16 protein-coding genes and 1 other annotated feature are annotated in these 15886 nt (G+C 35.6%); of the genes, 5 read left to right on the top strand and 11 right to left on the bottom strand.

The features are described from left to right. Positions 1–61 precede the first annotated feature (61 nt). The gene (locus DPQ31_RS22210; protein ID WP_142342925.1) at positions 62–418 is read right to left on the bottom strand and encodes a hypothetical protein; all 357 of its coding nucleotides are present in this window, start codon (positions 416–418) and stop codon (positions 62–64) included. Positions 419–558: 140 nt separating this feature from the next. Further along, positions 559–779, top strand: a binding site (T-box leader). 278 nt (positions 780–1057) lie between these two features. Here DPQ31_RS22210 and nhaC point away from each other — a divergent pair. Further along, positions 1058–2431, top strand: a complete 1374-nt coding sequence (gene nhaC / locus DPQ31_RS22205) for a Na+/H+ antiporter NhaC (protein WP_199631936.1) — start codon at positions 1058–1060, stop codon at positions 2429–2431. Between the two features lie 58 nt (positions 2432–2489). Here nhaC and cpdB read toward each other — a convergent pair whose 3' ends face one another. Next, positions 2490–4835 (bottom strand): bifunctional 2',3'-cyclic-nucleotide 2'-phosphodiesterase/3'-nucleotidase, encoded by a 2346-nt coding sequence (gene cpdB, locus DPQ31_RS22200; protein WP_208731008.1) that lies wholly within the window; start codon positions 4833–4835, stop codon positions 2490–2492. A 365-nt stretch (positions 4836–5200) separates the two neighbouring features. Between cpdB and DPQ31_RS22195 the strand changes: the two genes are divergently transcribed. Both DPQ31_RS22195 and DPQ31_RS22190 read left to right on the top strand, forming a co-directional pair. Then, positions 5201–5980, top strand: a complete 780-nt coding sequence (locus DPQ31_RS22195; RefSeq protein WP_000755809.1) for a GDSL-type esterase/lipase family protein — start codon at positions 5201–5203, stop codon at positions 5978–5980. A 72-nt stretch (positions 5981–6052) separates the two neighbouring features. After that, positions 6053–6499, top strand: coding sequence for a MarR family winged helix-turn-helix transcriptional regulator (locus tag DPQ31_RS22190; protein ID WP_000445820.1), 447 nt, complete (start codon positions 6053–6055; stop codon positions 6497–6499). Positions 6500–6523: 24 nt separating this feature from the next. Here DPQ31_RS22190 and DPQ31_RS22185 read toward each other — a convergent pair whose 3' ends face one another. The 7 genes from DPQ31_RS22185 to argC all read right to left on the bottom strand — a co-directional run bounded on the left by DPQ31_RS22185 (position 6524) and on the right by argC (position 12657). Continuing rightward, positions 6524–6730, bottom strand: coding sequence for a hypothetical protein (locus DPQ31_RS22185; RefSeq protein ID WP_000291937.1), 207 nt, complete (start codon positions 6728–6730; stop codon positions 6524–6526). 58 nt (positions 6731–6788) lie between these two features. Beyond that, entirely contained in the window at positions 6789–7349 is a 561-nt protein-coding gene (locus tag DPQ31_RS22180) for a DUF2062 domain-containing protein (RefSeq protein ID WP_002059978.1), read from the bottom strand. A 137-nt stretch (positions 7350–7486) separates the two neighbouring features. Continuing rightward, a complete protein-coding gene (gene argF / locus DPQ31_RS22175) occupies positions 7487–8437 on the bottom strand; it encodes an ornithine carbamoyltransferase (RefSeq protein ID WP_000108847.1) in 951 nt (316 codons plus the stop codon). Positions 8438–8449: 12 nt separating this feature from the next. Beyond that, entirely contained in the window at positions 8450–9610 is a 1161-nt protein-coding gene (locus DPQ31_RS22170; protein WP_208731005.1) for an acetylornithine transaminase, read from the bottom strand. Further along, complete coding sequence (gene argB, locus DPQ31_RS22165) at positions 9607–10374, bottom strand: acetylglutamate kinase (protein ID WP_097957995.1); 768 nt, start codon at positions 10372–10374, stop codon at positions 9607–9609. Before argB ends, DPQ31_RS22170 begins: the two co-directional genes overlap by 4 nt. An 11-nt stretch (positions 10375–10385) precedes the next feature. Continuing rightward, the gene (gene argJ, locus DPQ31_RS22160; RefSeq protein WP_141555925.1) at positions 10386–11609 is read right to left on the bottom strand and encodes a bifunctional glutamate N-acetyltransferase/amino-acid acetyltransferase ArgJ; all 1224 of its coding nucleotides are present in this window, start codon (positions 11607–11609) and stop codon (positions 10386–10388) included. Positions 11610–11619: 10 nt separating this feature from the next. Beyond that, positions 11620–12657 carry an N-acetyl-gamma-glutamyl-phosphate reductase gene (argC, locus tag DPQ31_RS22155; protein WP_208731003.1) on the bottom strand — a complete coding sequence of 346 codons (1038 nt, stop codon included), beginning with the start codon at positions 12655–12657 and terminating at the stop codon, positions 11620–11622. Between the two features lie 224 nt (positions 12658–12881). On the opposite strand from argC, the gene DPQ31_RS22150 reads away from it, so the two are divergent. Beyond that, complete coding sequence (locus tag DPQ31_RS22150) at positions 12882–13067, top strand: YqzH family protein (RefSeq protein WP_001003215.1); 186 nt, start codon at positions 12882–12884, stop codon at positions 13065–13067. Between the two features lie 31 nt (positions 13068–13098). Here DPQ31_RS22150 and DPQ31_RS22145 read toward each other — a convergent pair whose 3' ends face one another. Both DPQ31_RS22145 and DPQ31_RS22140 read right to left on the bottom strand, forming a co-directional pair. After that, positions 13099–13893 (bottom strand): SDR family oxidoreductase, encoded by a 795-nt coding sequence (locus tag DPQ31_RS22145; RefSeq protein ID WP_208731002.1) that lies wholly within the window; start codon positions 13891–13893, stop codon positions 13099–13101. A gap of 9 nt (positions 13894–13902) precedes the next feature. After that, a complete protein-coding gene (locus DPQ31_RS22140) occupies positions 13903–14856 on the bottom strand; it encodes an MBL fold metallo-hydrolase (RefSeq protein WP_208731000.1) in 954 nt (317 codons plus the stop codon). A 166-nt stretch (positions 14857–15022) separates the two neighbouring features. Between DPQ31_RS22140 and proI the strand changes: the two genes are divergently transcribed. Further along, complete coding sequence (proI, locus tag DPQ31_RS22135; protein ID WP_208730998.1) at positions 15023–15862, top strand: pyrroline-5-carboxylate reductase ProI; 840 nt, start codon at positions 15023–15025, stop codon at positions 15860–15862. Positions 15863–15886 lie beyond the last annotated feature (24 nt).

Raw genomic sequence — 15886 nt, 5'->3', positions numbered from 1 at the left:
TCAATTATTTTTAAATTAAAAAGTTCTTAAAAAAGAACAACTTATCATACGATAAGTTGTTCTACTTTCCATGCTGTATCTTTCCGATTTCTAAAATAATCTCTTCATCTTTTTTTCCTTCTGTATCAATTCCCAGTTGTTTTGCGTGCTCAATTAATAAATCATGACGCTTCTCAAATCTAGCTGTGTTTACTTCTTTCGTAATTTCCTCTTTTGTTTTCTCATCAGTAGAAACTCCTAGTTTCGCAGCTGCTTTTTCCATCGACTTCTTCTCTTCCGTTTCTTTCACTTTCTTCACTTCTGATTGCTGGATTTGCTTTTGCTTCACCTGCTCTGATTCAGCTGCAAAAGCTGTGTAAATTCCAGCAATTCCGCCAATGACTAGTAAGGTGGTAAAAAGAATTAATTTTTTCTTCACTCTTTTCTCCCCTTTCGAATTCATTATAACGCACATTTTTCAATGTTAAAACCTATCTCCTTTATTTCCCTAAAAAAATATTACACATTTTTATTGACATGTATGATGAATATATGATAAAAATTTAACTAACATCATATGAATCGGCGTTGATAGGATTTAGTAGTATTTCGATTTCTGATTTCAGAGAGCTGGTGGTCGGTGCGAACCAGTACAGAGCGAATTATGAATTACCCCCTGGAGCTTCTTTTACGAAACGTAAGGAGTAGTGAAAGACGGTTATTGACCGTTATGTCTAAAGAGTGGTGAAACGACACTGTTTCACAATTTAGGGTGGTACCGCGAATTTTTCGTCCCTGCATATATTGCAGGGGCGTTTTTTATTTTATTAACGCATATCATACGACCCTTTATTTTGTGATACATTCATTTTACAAGCTAGGGTGGTACCGCGATTTCTTCGTCCCTGCATAATTATATGCAGGGACGTTTTTTTATCCAATCATTTCCGTATCATATAGAAGTATTAACAAATTACCGGTAATTTGTCAAAAAATTCTAAAATTTAAAAGGAAATATACAATATTGGCGAATTTTATATAAAAAAGGCTATTCTCGATTAATTAGGAGGGGAAAACAATGGTTTCAAAAATTGAATCTGTTCTTTTAACAATTTTTATCTTTTTCTGTATTGGTTTTAGTGTTATTCAATTAGAAGTTTCACCGCATATCCCGATTTTATTCGGTATCGTTATTTTATTAGCGTTTGGGTTTATGAAAAAAATCTCTTGGTCTACTATGGAAAAAGGGATGATCAGTAGTATTTCAGCGGGGATTCCATCTATTTTTATTTTCTTACTTGTAGGCGTATTAATTAGTGTATGGATCGCAGCTGGAACAATTCCAACTTTAATGGTATACGGCTTCCAACTTGTATCTCCGAAAATTTTCGTTCCAACTGTTTTTGTTGTTTGTGCGATTGTTGGAACGAGTATCGGTAGTGCATTTACAACTGCTGCAACTGTAGGACTTGCCTTTATGGGCATGGGTAGTGCTCTTGGATACGATCCAGCGCTTATCGCTGGTGCAATTATTTCTGGTGCATTCTTTGGGGATAAAATGTCTCCTTTATCTGATACAACAAACTTAGCTCCTGCTGTAACCGGTGTAGATTTATTTGAACATATTCGTAACATGCTTTGGACGACAGTTCCAGCTTTCATTATTGCTTTTATTGCATATTTCATTTTAGGCAGTGGATCTGGAGGCAATGTTGATTTCACATCCTTTATTAGCACGTTAGAAAAAAATGCAACAATTTCTATCGTTACACTTATTCCAATTTTATTACTGTTCCTATTCGCATTCAAAAAGGTTCCAGCAGTTCCAACATTACTTGCTGGAATCGTAGTAGGAATCATTATTCTCTTTATTTTCAAACCTAGTACATCTCTAACTGATTTAATGAAAATTATGCAGGACGGTTACGTTTCTAAAACTGGTATAAAAGATATTGATAGCTTATTATCTCGCGGCGGTTTACAAAGTATGATGATGTCCGTTGCCCTTATTTTCCTAGCTCTTTGCATGGGAGGATTACTACAAGGGATGGGTATTATCGCGCAGCTGATGAATATCATCTCTAGCTTTGTTAAAAATAGTACACGCTTAATTATTTCTACTGCTTCAACTGCAATTGGTGTAAACTTCTTACTCGGCGAACAATACTTGTCAATCGTTTTAACAGGACAAGCATTCGCTAACAAATACGATGAAGTTGGTTTAGAACGTCGTAATTTATCACGAGTACTAGAAGATGCTGGTACAGTAATTAATCCACTCGTACCATGGGGTGTAAGTGGCGTATTCTTAACAAACGTCCTTAGCGTTCCAACATTCGATTACCTGCCATACACAATCTTCTGTTTAGCTTGTCCAGTTGTAACCATTATCGTCGGCTTTACTGGATTCGGTCTTTCATGGAAAAAAGAAAAAGCAGTACCAGTTTCATAATATACAAGTAAAAAAAGGATTACCGATTGCGGTAATCCTTTTTTTATACAACACTTTACTATCTATTTGCTTTCTTTCTTCTAAATAACATAAGTAATCCCGCTCCAACAAATGCAAGACCCGCTCCAATTGTAGAAGCAACACTTGCACCTGTTTTCGGTAAATCACGTTCATCTTTGTCAGCTTCTTTATTTTCACTTACAGTTGTCGTTGTTTCTTTTGTATTTTGATCATCTGTTGTAGTTTGTCCAGATCCTGCATTGTTTCCACTATTACCTTCATTTGTTGGTGGTGTCGTTAGATTCCCTCCATTATTACCTTCACCTGTTGGTGGTGTCGTTGGATCCCCTCCATTATTGCCTTCACCTGTTGGTGGTGTCGTTGGATTTCCTCCATTATTACCTTCACCTGTTGGTGGTGTTGTTGGTTTTTCTCCACCATCGTTCTTCTTCGTTATATCAATTGCATATTTAGCAAATTCATTTTCAGATGGTCCAACATATGATATTTTCCCATCTTTCTTTATATACTTTTGTGCATTTGGTGAAGAATCAAATGTTGTATTTAATTTATCTGCAACAATCGGCTTAAATGTCCAGTTTTGATCGGCTGCTGGATTAATAACTGGTGTTTCTTGCATATACTTCACAATGATTTGACGTGTTTCATCTTGTGATTGGTATACAACTTCCCCTTTACTTACACCTGGGAACGTTTGGCTACTTCCACGATAGTTATTTGTAGCGACGATAAATTCTTGATTGTCAGCTACTGGCTTACCTTCATACGTCATATTTATAATACGATTCGTATTTGCATTTACAACTTTTCCATCTTTATCGTATTTCGCTGGTTGCGTCACATCAATTTCGTATTTTAAACCATCTAAAATATCAAAGTTATATGTAGGATAGCCTATATTTACTAACGGCTGTTCTTTCGTTTCCTTTGGATCAATTTTATTAAACTGACCTGCAGACATTTCAAGCCATTCTTTCACTTGCGCTCCATTTACTTTTACAGCATATAAAGTATTTGGATATACATATAAATCTGCAACGTTTTTAATTGCTAACGTTCCAGCTGGAATATCCGTATAATATGTAGCACCGTTTCGGCCACCTGCTTTAAATGGTGCCCCTGCAGATAAAACTGGTATTCCTTTATATTTACTATATTGTCCATTTTCAGCAAACAACTTTTCGACATACCATTTTTGGGCATTTGTCACAAGTTGCACAGAAGGATCATCTTGTACTAATGAGAAATAACTATTAATTGGCGCTGTCGTTTTTCCTACAGCTGTATTCACATAATCAATTGTCGCTTGATGATCATCTTTAATTTCATTAACTAAATTTTGATCAGGTCCTACATTACCTTCATTATTAACAATCGGACGAAGTTGTGGCTTGGATTGCTCTTTTTGTACTTCCCATTTTCCGTTTACCTTTTTCAATTGCATATCAATAATACCTAAGTTACTTCCAAACACACCAGGCATTACAACTGGAACACCATTAAATACATCCTTCACTTCAGTATGTGAATGTCCCATTAATACTGCATCTACACCAGTAACTTCTGTTAAATAATACGATGCGTTTTCCATGCCAACGTTGTATCCACTCTTATCAACACCAGAATGCGCTAGTGCAACGATAACATCTGCACCTTCCGCTTTCATTTTCGGCACCATTTTCTTCGCTGTTTCAACTATATCTTTCGCTTTAACTTTTCCTTCTAAATTTGCTTTATCCCAGTTCATAACTTGAGGTGGAACAAATCCCATTACCCCAATTTTCACCTTCTGTTTTTGACCTGATTCATCTTCTACTTCTTTTTCAAAAATATGATATGGTTTAAAGTAATTTTGGTCGTTCTCTTCATTATTATCTTTATCATCTTTATAGACGTTCGAGTTAATAACCGGGAACTTTGTTTTACTAATCACTTTGTTTAAATAATCTAAACCATAGTTAAATTCATGATTCCCAAGAGAGATGACGTCATACTTCATTAAATTCATTACACGATATAATGGATGTGTATAACTAGGATCCACAGGATTTTTCGGATCGTTTATTTTATTCGCTACATAATCTCCAAGCGGTGTCCCTTGTAATGCATCCCCATCATCAAATAGGACAGAGTTCTTCGCTTCTTCACGTGCTTTATTAACAAGTGTTGCCGTTTGCACGAGACCTACTTTATTATCTGTTTTCGTTTGATAATAATCGTAATTCATTAAGTTAACATGAATATCTGATGTTTCTAGAATTCGTAAGTTAACTGTACTCTCCCCAGTATTCTCATCCGCATGAGCTGTTGTTAGCAGTACTTGCGGCGCTATTACACCTATAGCAAGAGTTGCTCCAGCTAGCATTTTTTTTGACTTTTTCACAAAAAATCCCCCTTATACAATTACCAGAAATAATGAAATGAATCCCTATCGGTCCATAATCACATACCTTTTTTCTTCTATTAGAGACACGATTTTCATTTCATCCTGCGCTAACGAGTAGTCCCCTTAAACGCTCGATTGATGAAGACTAACAATTAACAGGAGATAAAGCTCCCACTAAGTAGCATTTCACCTTATCTGACATTATCATATATAAAACTCTTTCGTATCGTCAATATTTTTTGACAAACTTCAACAAATTTTCTGTAAAGTTATTGTAAACTTTTCATAAACATATAATATGCCCTTACATTGCTAATACTGCTGAATATGATACAATTACCAATTACAAGGAGGATGAATTTATGAAAAAAGTCATCTTAATAGTTGTTTGTCTCCTCCTTCTAATCATTTCTTATTCTAATTTTGAAAAGAACGATGAGACAAAACAAAACGAACCTGAAGACAAAACAGAGAAAACATCTGCTCCAAGTTGGATTGATAAGCAAACAAACGACTCCTTTTATCACCTCGTATTAGGTGATTCACTAGCTAAAGGATATGGATCGACACAAGGTGGATTTGCTGAATTAGCTTCCAGACAAATAGAAGCACAAATTCATAAACCAATTACAGTAGAAAATCTTGGGATAAACGGCCTTACTACAGATCGTCTCGCTAAAAAAGTTCAATCAGAAGATGTAAAGCAAAAAATTAGAGCTGCAAATATAATTACGATTAATATTGGAGGAAATAATTTATTTCGCTTAAATCGTGATGTCGGTGTTATAGATGGTATTAAAATGTTAAATAAAGAAAAAGCTCATTTTGAAGCGGATATAAAAACTATTGTAAAGACAGTTCGAGATCAAAATCCGAACGCTTTACTCATTCTCTCAGAACTCTATAACCCGTTACAACTCGATGACTCCATCGCAAGTTATGCAGACATGTTTTTAGACGGATGGAATGAATCCGTTTATTCCATTTCAAAAGCAAATCAACCGTCAATCGTTTTACCAATTCGTAAATTAATATCGAATGATAAAAAAGATTTACTATTTGACCAAGTGCACCCAAATGATAACGGCTATGCGATTATTGCTAATACATTTACAAAGCAAGTGTTATCCTACAAATATTAAAGCTGCTGTGAAACAATTCTATTTTTATACCATGTCTTTTTTGTTACAATGAAAGTGGAAGGGGGCCTTTATATGGAATCACGCGAGTGGGAACGTATTGTTGATCATCTTCTTTCGCTAGTGCCTCTTTTTTATCGCAAATTTATGCTTCCTGGAGAATTTTCTTCTCAAAGACATATGCCGCCATCACATACACAAGTATTACTACTTTTGCATGAAAATGGCACATTAGCAGTTTCCGAAATCGGCAAGCGGCTAGCGATTTCAAGGCCTAACATGACACCTCTATTAAACAAACTTATTCAAGAGGAACTAATAGAGCGTCATTATAGCGAAAAAGATCGACGGGTCATTTTAATTTCTCTAACAGCTGAAGGGAAATTATTAGTAAATCAGTATCAGCAATTCATTTTAGACAAACTAAAAGAAAATTTCCAAACATTATCTGAGGAAGAGCGCGAAAAGCTCATTCAATCTCTTCAAACCATTCAAAATTTAATTTTGAAAACAAACGCATAAAGCTGCTTCTAAATAGAAGCAGCTTTATGATTCATAATAGTTACCGTAGTATACATTTGAATATGGCCATGTCGTTAAATATGGTTTTTGATCTTGCGTCGATTGTTGTGGTGGTATTTGTGGCAATTGCTGAAATTGTTGCTGTTGATACACTCCAACTTGCTGTCTCAGATCATTTACCGGATAATAATTTATATATGGGTATACTTGAGGTACATAGTAATAATACATCCATTCTCTCCCCCTTTTTCTTAAACATATTCAAAGGAGAAAATGAATGTGCCATTCTTTATATTTGTACAAGTGGTTCTCTCACTTTTTTCTTTCTGTTCTTCAAACGTAACTTACGATTCTTTTCATATAAATAATGCACAACGAAATATGAAACTACACCGAATACAACTCCTAAAATTGTCATTCCAATTAATACATATACTTCACTTTGTAATAAGCTCTTTAACATCGTGAAAATGTGACTTGAAAACAAGTCCGATATCGTGAATGGTTCATGATGTATTTTTTGTACATGAAATGGATAAATCATTTTCCCTAGCGCATACGCAAGCGGAAATAAAAACACTGGGAGAAACGATATTTTCCCAATAATATTGCCAATAACCGCAGCAGGAAATGATCCTTTTGCTAATCGAACGATTGGATAAAATATTACATATACGAGCGATGCTGTATAAATTACTAACATTTCTAAACCAAAACCAATAGCAAAACCTAACGACACTTTCTTTGCTCCTTCTGGCGATCGAAGCAACTTATAATATTGAAACTTTAATATTCTCCACATCCGCTGAAAAAACGAATATGTTTGCTTAGTTGTTTTCACTCTCATCATCTCTTTAACTATATTTTATATGTAGTATGTCCTTACACGCACTGAATAACAAATTTAGTTTTCTCTTTCTATTATAAATGATATAAAATTGATTAACCAAATATACATCCGACATTTTAATATAAAGAACCTTCCTTTTAGGAAGGTTCTTCTACATTATTAAATAAACTTACTAATAATGCTTTTTGAGCATGTAATCGATTACCAGCTTGCTCAAAAACGATAGACTGTGGTCCATCAATAATTTCTCCTGTTACTTCTTCTTCACGATGAGCAGGTAAACAGTGTAAGAAACGATATGTTTGCTTTGCATGCATAACAAGTTCTTTATTGATTTGATAAGGTTGAAATAAAGTATATTTCTCTTCTTCTCCATCTTGCCCCATACTCATCCAAACATCAGTATAAATAAAATCTGCTTCCTGTACCGCTAATTCAGGATTATGCAAAATTTCAATTTCAGCGCCTGTTTCTTTAGCAATCGCTAACGCTTTTTTAACAATTTCCTCATTCGGTTCATACCCTACGGGTGTTGCCACAGTCATATTCATTCCGACTTTTGCACTCGCTAACAGTAACGAATGACACACATTATTCCCATCACCTACATAAGCCAATTTAATTCCTTTAAATGTATTCACTTCTTCATATATCGTCATTAAATCTGCTAATGCTTGACAAGGATGATGATCATCCGTTAATCCATTAATAACAGGAATGCTCGATTCTTTTGCCAGCTCTTCTACATCCGCGTGTGAGAATGTACGTATCATAATCCCATCAATATAATGAGACAGTACTTTCGCAGTATCAGAAACGGTCTCTCCTCTTCCGATTTGCATCTCCTTCCCACTTAAAAACATTCCATGTCCTCCGAGCTGTACCATTCCTGCTTCAAAAGATACACGAGTACGAGTTGAATGTTTATCAAAGATAAGCCCTAATATTTTACCTTGTAATAAAGGCTCTTGCTTATTCTTTTTTAAATATATAGCGAACTCAATTAAAGAAATAATTTCTTCTTTCGTTAATTCTTCTAGTGTTAAAAGATCTTTCGTATTTAATTTCGGTACTTGTACAGTTGACATGAAATTTCCCCCTTATATGATTGATACGTTTTTTGTACAAACTACTTTTTTTATCATATATACTGCCTGTTCTAACTCTTCATTCGTTACAATGAGTGGCGGTAATAGTCTTATGACATTAGGCCCTGCTTGTAATACGAGTAGCCCGTCTTTTTCAAGTTGTTCTATAAAATTTGAAACTTCATGCTTACATTCGATTCCAATCATAAGCCCCTTGCCACGAATATTTTGAATACATTCGACATGACATAACTCTTCTTGCAATCTCTTTAATACGTATTCGCCCTTTTCCTGTACGTCTTTTAAAAAGGATGGTTCCTTGCTTACCTGTAACACTTCTTTCGCAGCAGTCATCGCAATATAATTCCCTCCAAAAGTTGAACCGTGTGATCCCGCATTAAAAGAAGAGCCCAGTTCTTTCCTACCAATTACTGCTCCAACGGGAATACCATTTCCAAGAGCCTTAGCGATAGTAACGATATCAGGTTTTATTCCCATCTGTTCGTAAACGAATAGTGTTCCGGTTCTTCCTATACCCGTTTGTACTTCGTCTATAATAAATAGAGAACCGTACTTATTACATAATATTTCGATTTCTTTCAAAAAAAACGAATCAGCTAGTATGATTCCGCCCTCTCCTTGAACAACTTCTATCATTACTGCTGCAACTTCTTCATTCATTACTTCCTCTAATGCTTGTATATCGTTAAAAGGGATATGTAAAAAAGACGGAAGTAGTGGACCAAACCCTTCTTTCACCTTATCTTGACCTGTTGCACTCATCGTTCCAAATGTTCTACCGTGAAAAGACTGCTCACATGTTACGACTAGAGATTTTCCAGTATGCTTACGAGCTAGCTTTAAAGCTGCTTCATTCGCCTCTGCCCCGCTATTACAAAAAAACACATAATCTAATGCTGTATTTTCTGTTACTAACGATGCAACCTCTTCTTGTAAGGAGTTTGTAAATAAATTCGATATATGCCATATGTCTCCAAGTTGCTTTTCAACCGCCTTTACAACAGTAGGATGACAATGTCCTAAATTACATACTCCAATACCAGAAGTGAAATCTACATATTGCTTACCATGTTTATCAATAACTTTCGTTCCATTCCCCTTTACAAACTCAACGTTTCTTCTTCCATACGTTTGAAAAAGATGACTCGTCATACAATACTCACGCCTTTCGTTACCGTCGTTCCGATACACTCGCCTGTGACCTCAGTAAAATCCTTTGTACCATTCACAATACTTACCTTTTGTACTCCCATTTTTAATGATGTAAGTGCCGCCTGTACTTTCGGAATCATCCCGCCTGTAATAACACCTTTTTCTATAAAAGTTGCAATTTCAGACTCATCTGTTTTCTTTACCAATTTCCCTTCATGTAATATCCCATCTACATCTGTAATGAAAATAAGTTCTTTTGCGGATAGCGCATCCGCAATCCCAGCTGCAGCAGTATCCGCATTTATGTTATACACCTCATTATCATTTATTCCGATTGGGGCAATAACAGGAATATAATTCATATCTATTAATTTTTTTAATAAGGTTGTTTCTACATAACTTACCTCTCCTACATATCCTATTTCTTCGCTGACAGGTTGAACTTGAAGTAAATTACCATCACACCCTGAAAGCCCTACGGCCAGTAAATTATTCTTTTGTAAATTCATTACAAACTTTTTATTTGTACTACCACATAGCACCATTTGAACAACATCCCTCACTTCTTTTGGTGTTACTCGTAATCCATCTCTTTTTTCCACTTTGATATGACACTCTTTTAATTTGGCATCAATTTCTGGTCCACCACCATGGACAATCACTACCTTATACTTCTGTTGCAATTTCTTTATACAATCAAAAAACACATCATTTAATTGATCCAACATGCTACCGCCGCATTTAATTACGATATAATCACTCATCTTCTCTCTCCTTATGTACGATAACAAGCGTTTATTTTTACATAATCATAACTTAAGTCGCATCCCCAAGCTGATCCGGTCTCTTTTCCTACATGTAAATACACATCAATAATAATTTCATGTTCTTTTAATTTCATTTTCATTTCCTCTTCAGAAAATATTTGAGGTTCACTATTTTTTAGCACAACGATAGATTGAAGAGTAATATCAATTGTATTTGGATTAATCGTTACTTCACTTTGTCCAATACTGCTAATAATTCGCCCCCAATTTGGGTCTTCACCGTGTATTGCGGTTTTCACAAGACTTGAACCAACTATTTGCTTTGCAATTTTCTTTGCCTCTTCACTCGCTTTAGCCCCTAGCACATTTACTTCTATTAACTTCGTAGCACCTTCACCATCTTGTGCAATTTTTTTTGCTAAATCTTCACATACCTTCTGTAAAGTAAATACGAAAGTTTCCCAATCTGTGTGTTCCATATTGATTGGTTTCGTTTCCGACAATCCACTTGCCATAACGATGACCATATCATTTGTAGAAGTATCTCCATCTACCGTAATTTGGTTAAATGTATGATTCGTAATTTGTGATAATGCTGTTTGCAATACTTCATGCTCTATATTGGCATCTGTTGTAATAAAACTAAGCATCGTTGCCATATTCGGATGAATCATTCCTGAACCTTTAGCAACACCAGCGATAGTCACTTCTTTTCCATCAATAATCATCTCATAACAAGTTTCTTTCGTTATAAGATCCGTCGTTAAAATTGCTTCACAAAAAGAATGAGCTTCACTTACTTCTTTTGTCGGTATAAGAGATGTAACTCCCTTGCGGATGCTATCCATCGGTAAAGGTACTCCAATTACACCAGTTGAACCGACCGCAACGTAATTTTCTTTTACACCAAAATGTTCTGCCCCTAATGCGCGCATCTCGTAAGCGTCTTGCAAACCTTTCATTCCTGTACAAGCATTTGCATTTCCGCTATTAACGATAATTGCTTGTAATTTCCCTTCAGTTGCTATACTATCTTTCGTTACTTGCAGGGGTGCTGCTTGTATTTGATTTGTTGTATAAACAGCGGCGCACGATGCTGGTACGTCACAAACGATTGCACCTAAATCCTTTTTCTCCTTTTTCAAACCATTGCTAGTACCGATTGCCGAAAAGCCTTTCGGCGTTACAATTGAACCACTTTCTAATTTTGTAATAGACGCTACTTTAATCATCATGTCCCCCTTATGGATAAAGCGGCATATGCTGTAAACCTGTTGTCTCTTCCAATCCCGCTAATACATTTGCGTTTTGAATCGCTTGCCCAGCCGCACCTTTCATCATATTGTCTATAACAGAAACGACCGTAACTCTTTCTGTTCTTTCATCGTAAGCTACCCCAATATCACAATAATTTGAGCCCCTTACTTCTTTCGGACTTGGAAATTCTCCATGAGAGCGAACTCGAACGAAAGCTGAGTATTCATACGTTTCTTCATACAATTTTTGAAGCTGCTCTATTTTCATTTCCTTTTTCACTTTCGCATAAAGTGTAATCATAATCCCCCGTGATATCGGTATTAAATGTGTACTAAACGTGATTGGCTTCATTTCACTATTCCACTCTGCAAGCATTTGCTCAATCTCAGGAATATGCTGATGCTGATTAACTTTATAAATGTGTAAGTTATCATATAACTCAGGAAAGTGAGTCATTGTTGTTGGCGTTTTGCCCGCTCCAGATACTCCTGATTTCGCATCAATAATAATGGAATCTTCTTCAATTATGCCGCTACGCATTAACGGCGCTATCGCTAATAATACAGCTGTAGCAAAACATCCTGGGTTTGCAATTAAATTTGCCTTTTGAATCTCAGTCCTTTTCCATTCACTTAACCCATACACTGCTTTTCTAAGAATTTCTTCTTGTGCAGCTGGCCTTTTATACCACAGTTCATACGATGAGGGATCTATCATACGAAAGTCTCCAGATAGGTCAATTACTTTTAAACCTACCTGTAATAACTTTGGAGTCAATTCTGCCGATACACCTGCTGGGGTTGCTAAAAATACAATTTCTGCTTCCTTCTCTATTTCCTCCACATCAATTTCTTGTAACGTATGGACAAGGATATTTCGAAAATGTGGATATACATTCGCTATACACTCACCAACTTGCGAAAAAGAATGGAGAGATGATATCGAAAAATACGGATGCTGCTCTAATAACCGAATTAATTCAATACCTCCATATCCAGTTGCTCCAATAATTGCGACTTTCATAAGTTCCTCCTCATATTGATTCTTTAGATTAAGTATGATTATAATATTGTATATTTATAGAGTCAATTAAATATTTATAAATTTTTAAAACTAAAAAAACTTAATTTTACTAGAAAAACAATATACTCAACCGAATTTTTATACAAGAATAGTGCATGGTAGTTTTTTCATTTCACTTCAAGTACAATAAAACAATACATACGTACATACAGGCGGGGAAAAATATGAACGAAAAGTTAATTGAGAAAATGATTATAAAAAGTTTTCAGCAATATCAATGCAATCCTGTATCAAAAGAGGATCAGGAAATGTTAGTAAAACATATTCAAGTGATTATTCATTCGAATAATGAAATTGACGTATACGAGGCAATTGAGGATACCGTTTACGATTATGTGACTGGAAAATAAAAAAAATAGGAGATTTCCATATGGAAATCTCCTATTTTTTACTTAATGATTTTCCTGCTACACGTTCAAATAAACTAGGGAATAACGCATAGAGCTTAGGCCCCATTCCCATCCACTTCGGCAAATTCACTTCACGTTTTTTCGTTTGCATCGCCTTTACGATTTGTTCTGCTACATATGTTGGTTTTAACATGTAACGTCCCATATTTTTTACATATGTACCAGATTGATCAGCTATTTCAAAAAAGTTCGTATCTATCGGTCCTGGGTTAATTGCTGTTACATAAATATCTGTATTCGATAATTCCATGCGCAAACTATTCGTAAACCCTAATACGGCATGTTTCGTTGCTGCATACGCACTCGATTTCGGAGTTGCAATTTTCCCAGCAAGTGAAGCTATATTAATTATATGTCCTTCGTTTCTTTTTACCATATAAGGTAATACCGCTTTCGTACAAGCTACTAGTCCAAATACATTTACTTGGAACATATCCTTTACTTCATCCATTGATGCCTCTTCAAACGTTTTAAAAATACCAAAACCCGCATTGTTTACCAATATATCAATACGTCCCACTTCTTGTAATACCTTTGAAAAAACAGATTGTACTTTCGTCTCTTCACTTACGTCTAATACATAATAATAGCAAGGCGTATTATAAGTTTTTTTTATTTTGTCTGCTAACGCTTGTAGTTTCTCCTCTGTTCGAGCCATTAATACTGGAGTCGCTCCCTGCTCTGCAACTTGCATTGCAACTTGCTCTCCAATTCCACTAGAAGCGCCTGTAATGACGATTACTTTTTTTTGTAAGCGTCCTGTCATTGCTGTCACCTACTTTGCATAATAAATCAATTGTTGCGAAGATTCATCAATCATCACTTGTTGATTATATGCTAAAAAGTCTAATTGTCCAACAGTTTCGGAGATAGTAAGCGGCAATTGTTCTTTATATAATACTGGAAATAGCTTCACACATACTTCAAATGCTGTCATCGGTTTTTCCTTTAATAACTCAAGTACTTTAAATGCACGTGTTTCTTGCTTTTGTAACCTCGTTTCAATAAGTTGTTTCACATTTAGAACATCTTCCCCATGCCCTGATAAAATACGTGAAATATTCATTTCACTTAAACGTTTTAACGTTTGATTGTATTGTAGCAATGGACGTGCTCTTTCCGTTTGCCCTTCATATGGTGGTTCTAATATTGGATTTGAAGAAATATGACTAATGAGAGCATCCCCACCAATTAATATCCCATCGGATTCTCTATATAAAGAAATATGAGTAGAAGCATGACCTGGGGTTTCAATTACTGTAAACCCAGGTAAAGAATCAATACGATCCCCCTCTCTCACAGTATGTGTTAACGATCTATTACAAGAATATTTAAGTGTCCTTGTCGTCAATAATGCCTCGTCATTCAAAAATGCTGCTGGAACACCGAACTGCAAGGCTGTCTCTCTAAAAAACTCATGATACCGCTTTAAAAACTCTGGATTTTGCGTGATCCACGGCTCATTCCAAGGGTGTCCAATAATATTCGTTTTCTCAGAAAATATATTTAAAAGTCCACAATGATCCGCATGATGATGCGTAATCACTACCGTTTCAATATCTTCTATCGTATAACCTAATGTACCTAATTGACTTTCTAACGCATTTTTTGCCTCTTCTGTATTCGTCCCTGTATCAATTAATGTTAATGTCTCCCCCTCAACTAAAAACACATTCATAGTCTCAACTGCAAATGGCACAGGAATCTCCATTCGGTGAATCGCCGTCATGCTTAGCCCCCCCTGACTCTTTCCGGTTCAAAAATGAATACCTCTTCAGTTTACAACTTCTACATAAATTTGTCATTATTTTCAGATAAAAAGAGGTGTTTTCTATAAAAAACCGAATGTATGTACATTTATAAGTATTTCTAACCAAGTTTAAAGGAGGAACATCATGTCTATTCAAAACATATCCTTTCTCGGTGCAGGCTCTATTGCCGAAGCGATTATTGGTGGATTGTTACACGCAAATGTAGTTAAAGGAGAACAAATTACCGTAAGTAATCGTTCTAACGAGACAAGGTTACAAGAGCTACATACAAAATATGGTGTCAAAGGTACGCATAACAAAAAAGAACTACTTGCTAATACAAATATTCTTTTTCTAGCAATGAAACCAAAGGATGTTGCAGAAGCGCTTACCCCTCTTAAAGAATATATAAATGAGGATTTGCTTATTATTTCGTTATTAGCAGGTGTTTCTACTCACTCGATTAGAAACCTACTTCAAAAAAACGTTCCGATCATTCGTGCAATGCCAAATACATCTGCCGCTATTTTAAAATCAGCTACCGCTATTTCGCCTTCAAAACATACAACAGCGGAACATATTCAAACTGCAAAATCTTTATTTGAAACGGTCGGTCTCGTCTCTGTTGTAGAGGAAGAAGATATGCATGCTGTCACTGCATTGTCTGGAAGTGGACCAGCTTATATTTATTACGTAGTAGAGGCGATGGAAGACGCCGCAAAAAAAATTGGTTTAAAAGAAGATGTTGCAAAATCGCTTATTCTTCAGACGATGATTGGTGCTGCTGAAATGCTAAAAGCAAGCGAAAAACACCCTTCTATTTTGCGAAAGGAAATTACATCTCCTGGCGGAACTACCGAAGCAGGCATTGAAGTATTACAGGAAAGTAAATTTCAACAAGCACTCGTTTCTTGTATTACACAGGCAACGAAACGATCATATGATCTTGGAAAAACATTGGAACAACTCACAAAAGAAAAATAAAAATGGAGCTCAATCTTACTTGAG

It is taken from the genome of Bacillus sp. COPE52 (assembly GCF_003355115.1).
GTDB classification, from domain to species: Bacteria; Bacillota; Bacilli; order Bacillales; family Bacillaceae_G; genus Bacillus_A; species Bacillus_A toyonensis.
Note: the sequence above shows the minus strand (reverse complement) of the source record. Positions and strands in the feature narration are given on the sequence as shown.

Coding starts and splice junctions, on each gene's coding strand:
- proI (WP_208730998.1), top strand. CDS start 15,023: ATGTCTATTCAAAACATATCCTTTCTCGGTGCAGGCTCTATTGCCGAA.
- DPQ31_RS22195 (WP_000755809.1), top strand. CDS start 5,201: ATGAAAAAAGTCATCTTAATAGTTGTTTGTCTCCTCCTTCTAATCATT.
- DPQ31_RS22185 (WP_000291937.1), bottom strand. CDS start 6,730: ATGTATTATTACTATGTACCTCAAGTATACCCATATATAAATTATTAT.
- nhaC (WP_199631936.1), top strand. CDS start 1,058: ATGGTTTCAAAAATTGAATCTGTTCTTTTAACAATTTTTATCTTTTTC.
- argB (WP_097957995.1), bottom strand. CDS start 10,374: ATGAGTGATTATATCGTAATTAAATGCGGCGGTAGCATGTTGGATCAA.
- DPQ31_RS22145 (WP_208731002.1), bottom strand. CDS start 13,893: ATGACAGGACGCTTACAAAAAAAAGTAATCGTCATTACAGGCGCTTCT.
- argF (WP_000108847.1), bottom strand. CDS start 8,437: ATGTCAACTGTACAAGTACCGAAATTAAATACGAAAGATCTTTTAACA.
- DPQ31_RS22150 (WP_001003215.1), top strand. CDS start 12,882: ATGAACGAAAAGTTAATTGAGAAAATGATTATAAAAAGTTTTCAGCAA.
- DPQ31_RS22180 (WP_002059978.1), bottom strand. CDS start 7,349: ATGATGAGAGTGAAAACAACTAAGCAAACATATTCGTTTTTTCAGCGG.
- DPQ31_RS22170 (WP_208731005.1), bottom strand. CDS start 9,610: ATGACGAGTCATCTTTTTCAAACGTATGGAAGAAGAAACGTTGAGTTT.
- argC (WP_208731003.1), bottom strand. CDS start 12,657: ATGAAAGTCGCAATTATTGGAGCAACTGGATATGGAGGTATTGAATTA.
- DPQ31_RS22140 (WP_208731000.1), bottom strand. CDS start 14,856: ATGACGGCGATTCACCGAATGGAGATTCCTGTGCCATTTGCAGTTGAG.
- argJ (WP_141555925.1), bottom strand. CDS start 11,609: ATGATTAAAGTAGCGTCTATTACAAAATTAGAAAGTGGTTCAATTGTA.
- DPQ31_RS22190 (WP_000445820.1), top strand. CDS start 6,053: ATGGAATCACGCGAGTGGGAACGTATTGTTGATCATCTTCTTTCGCTA.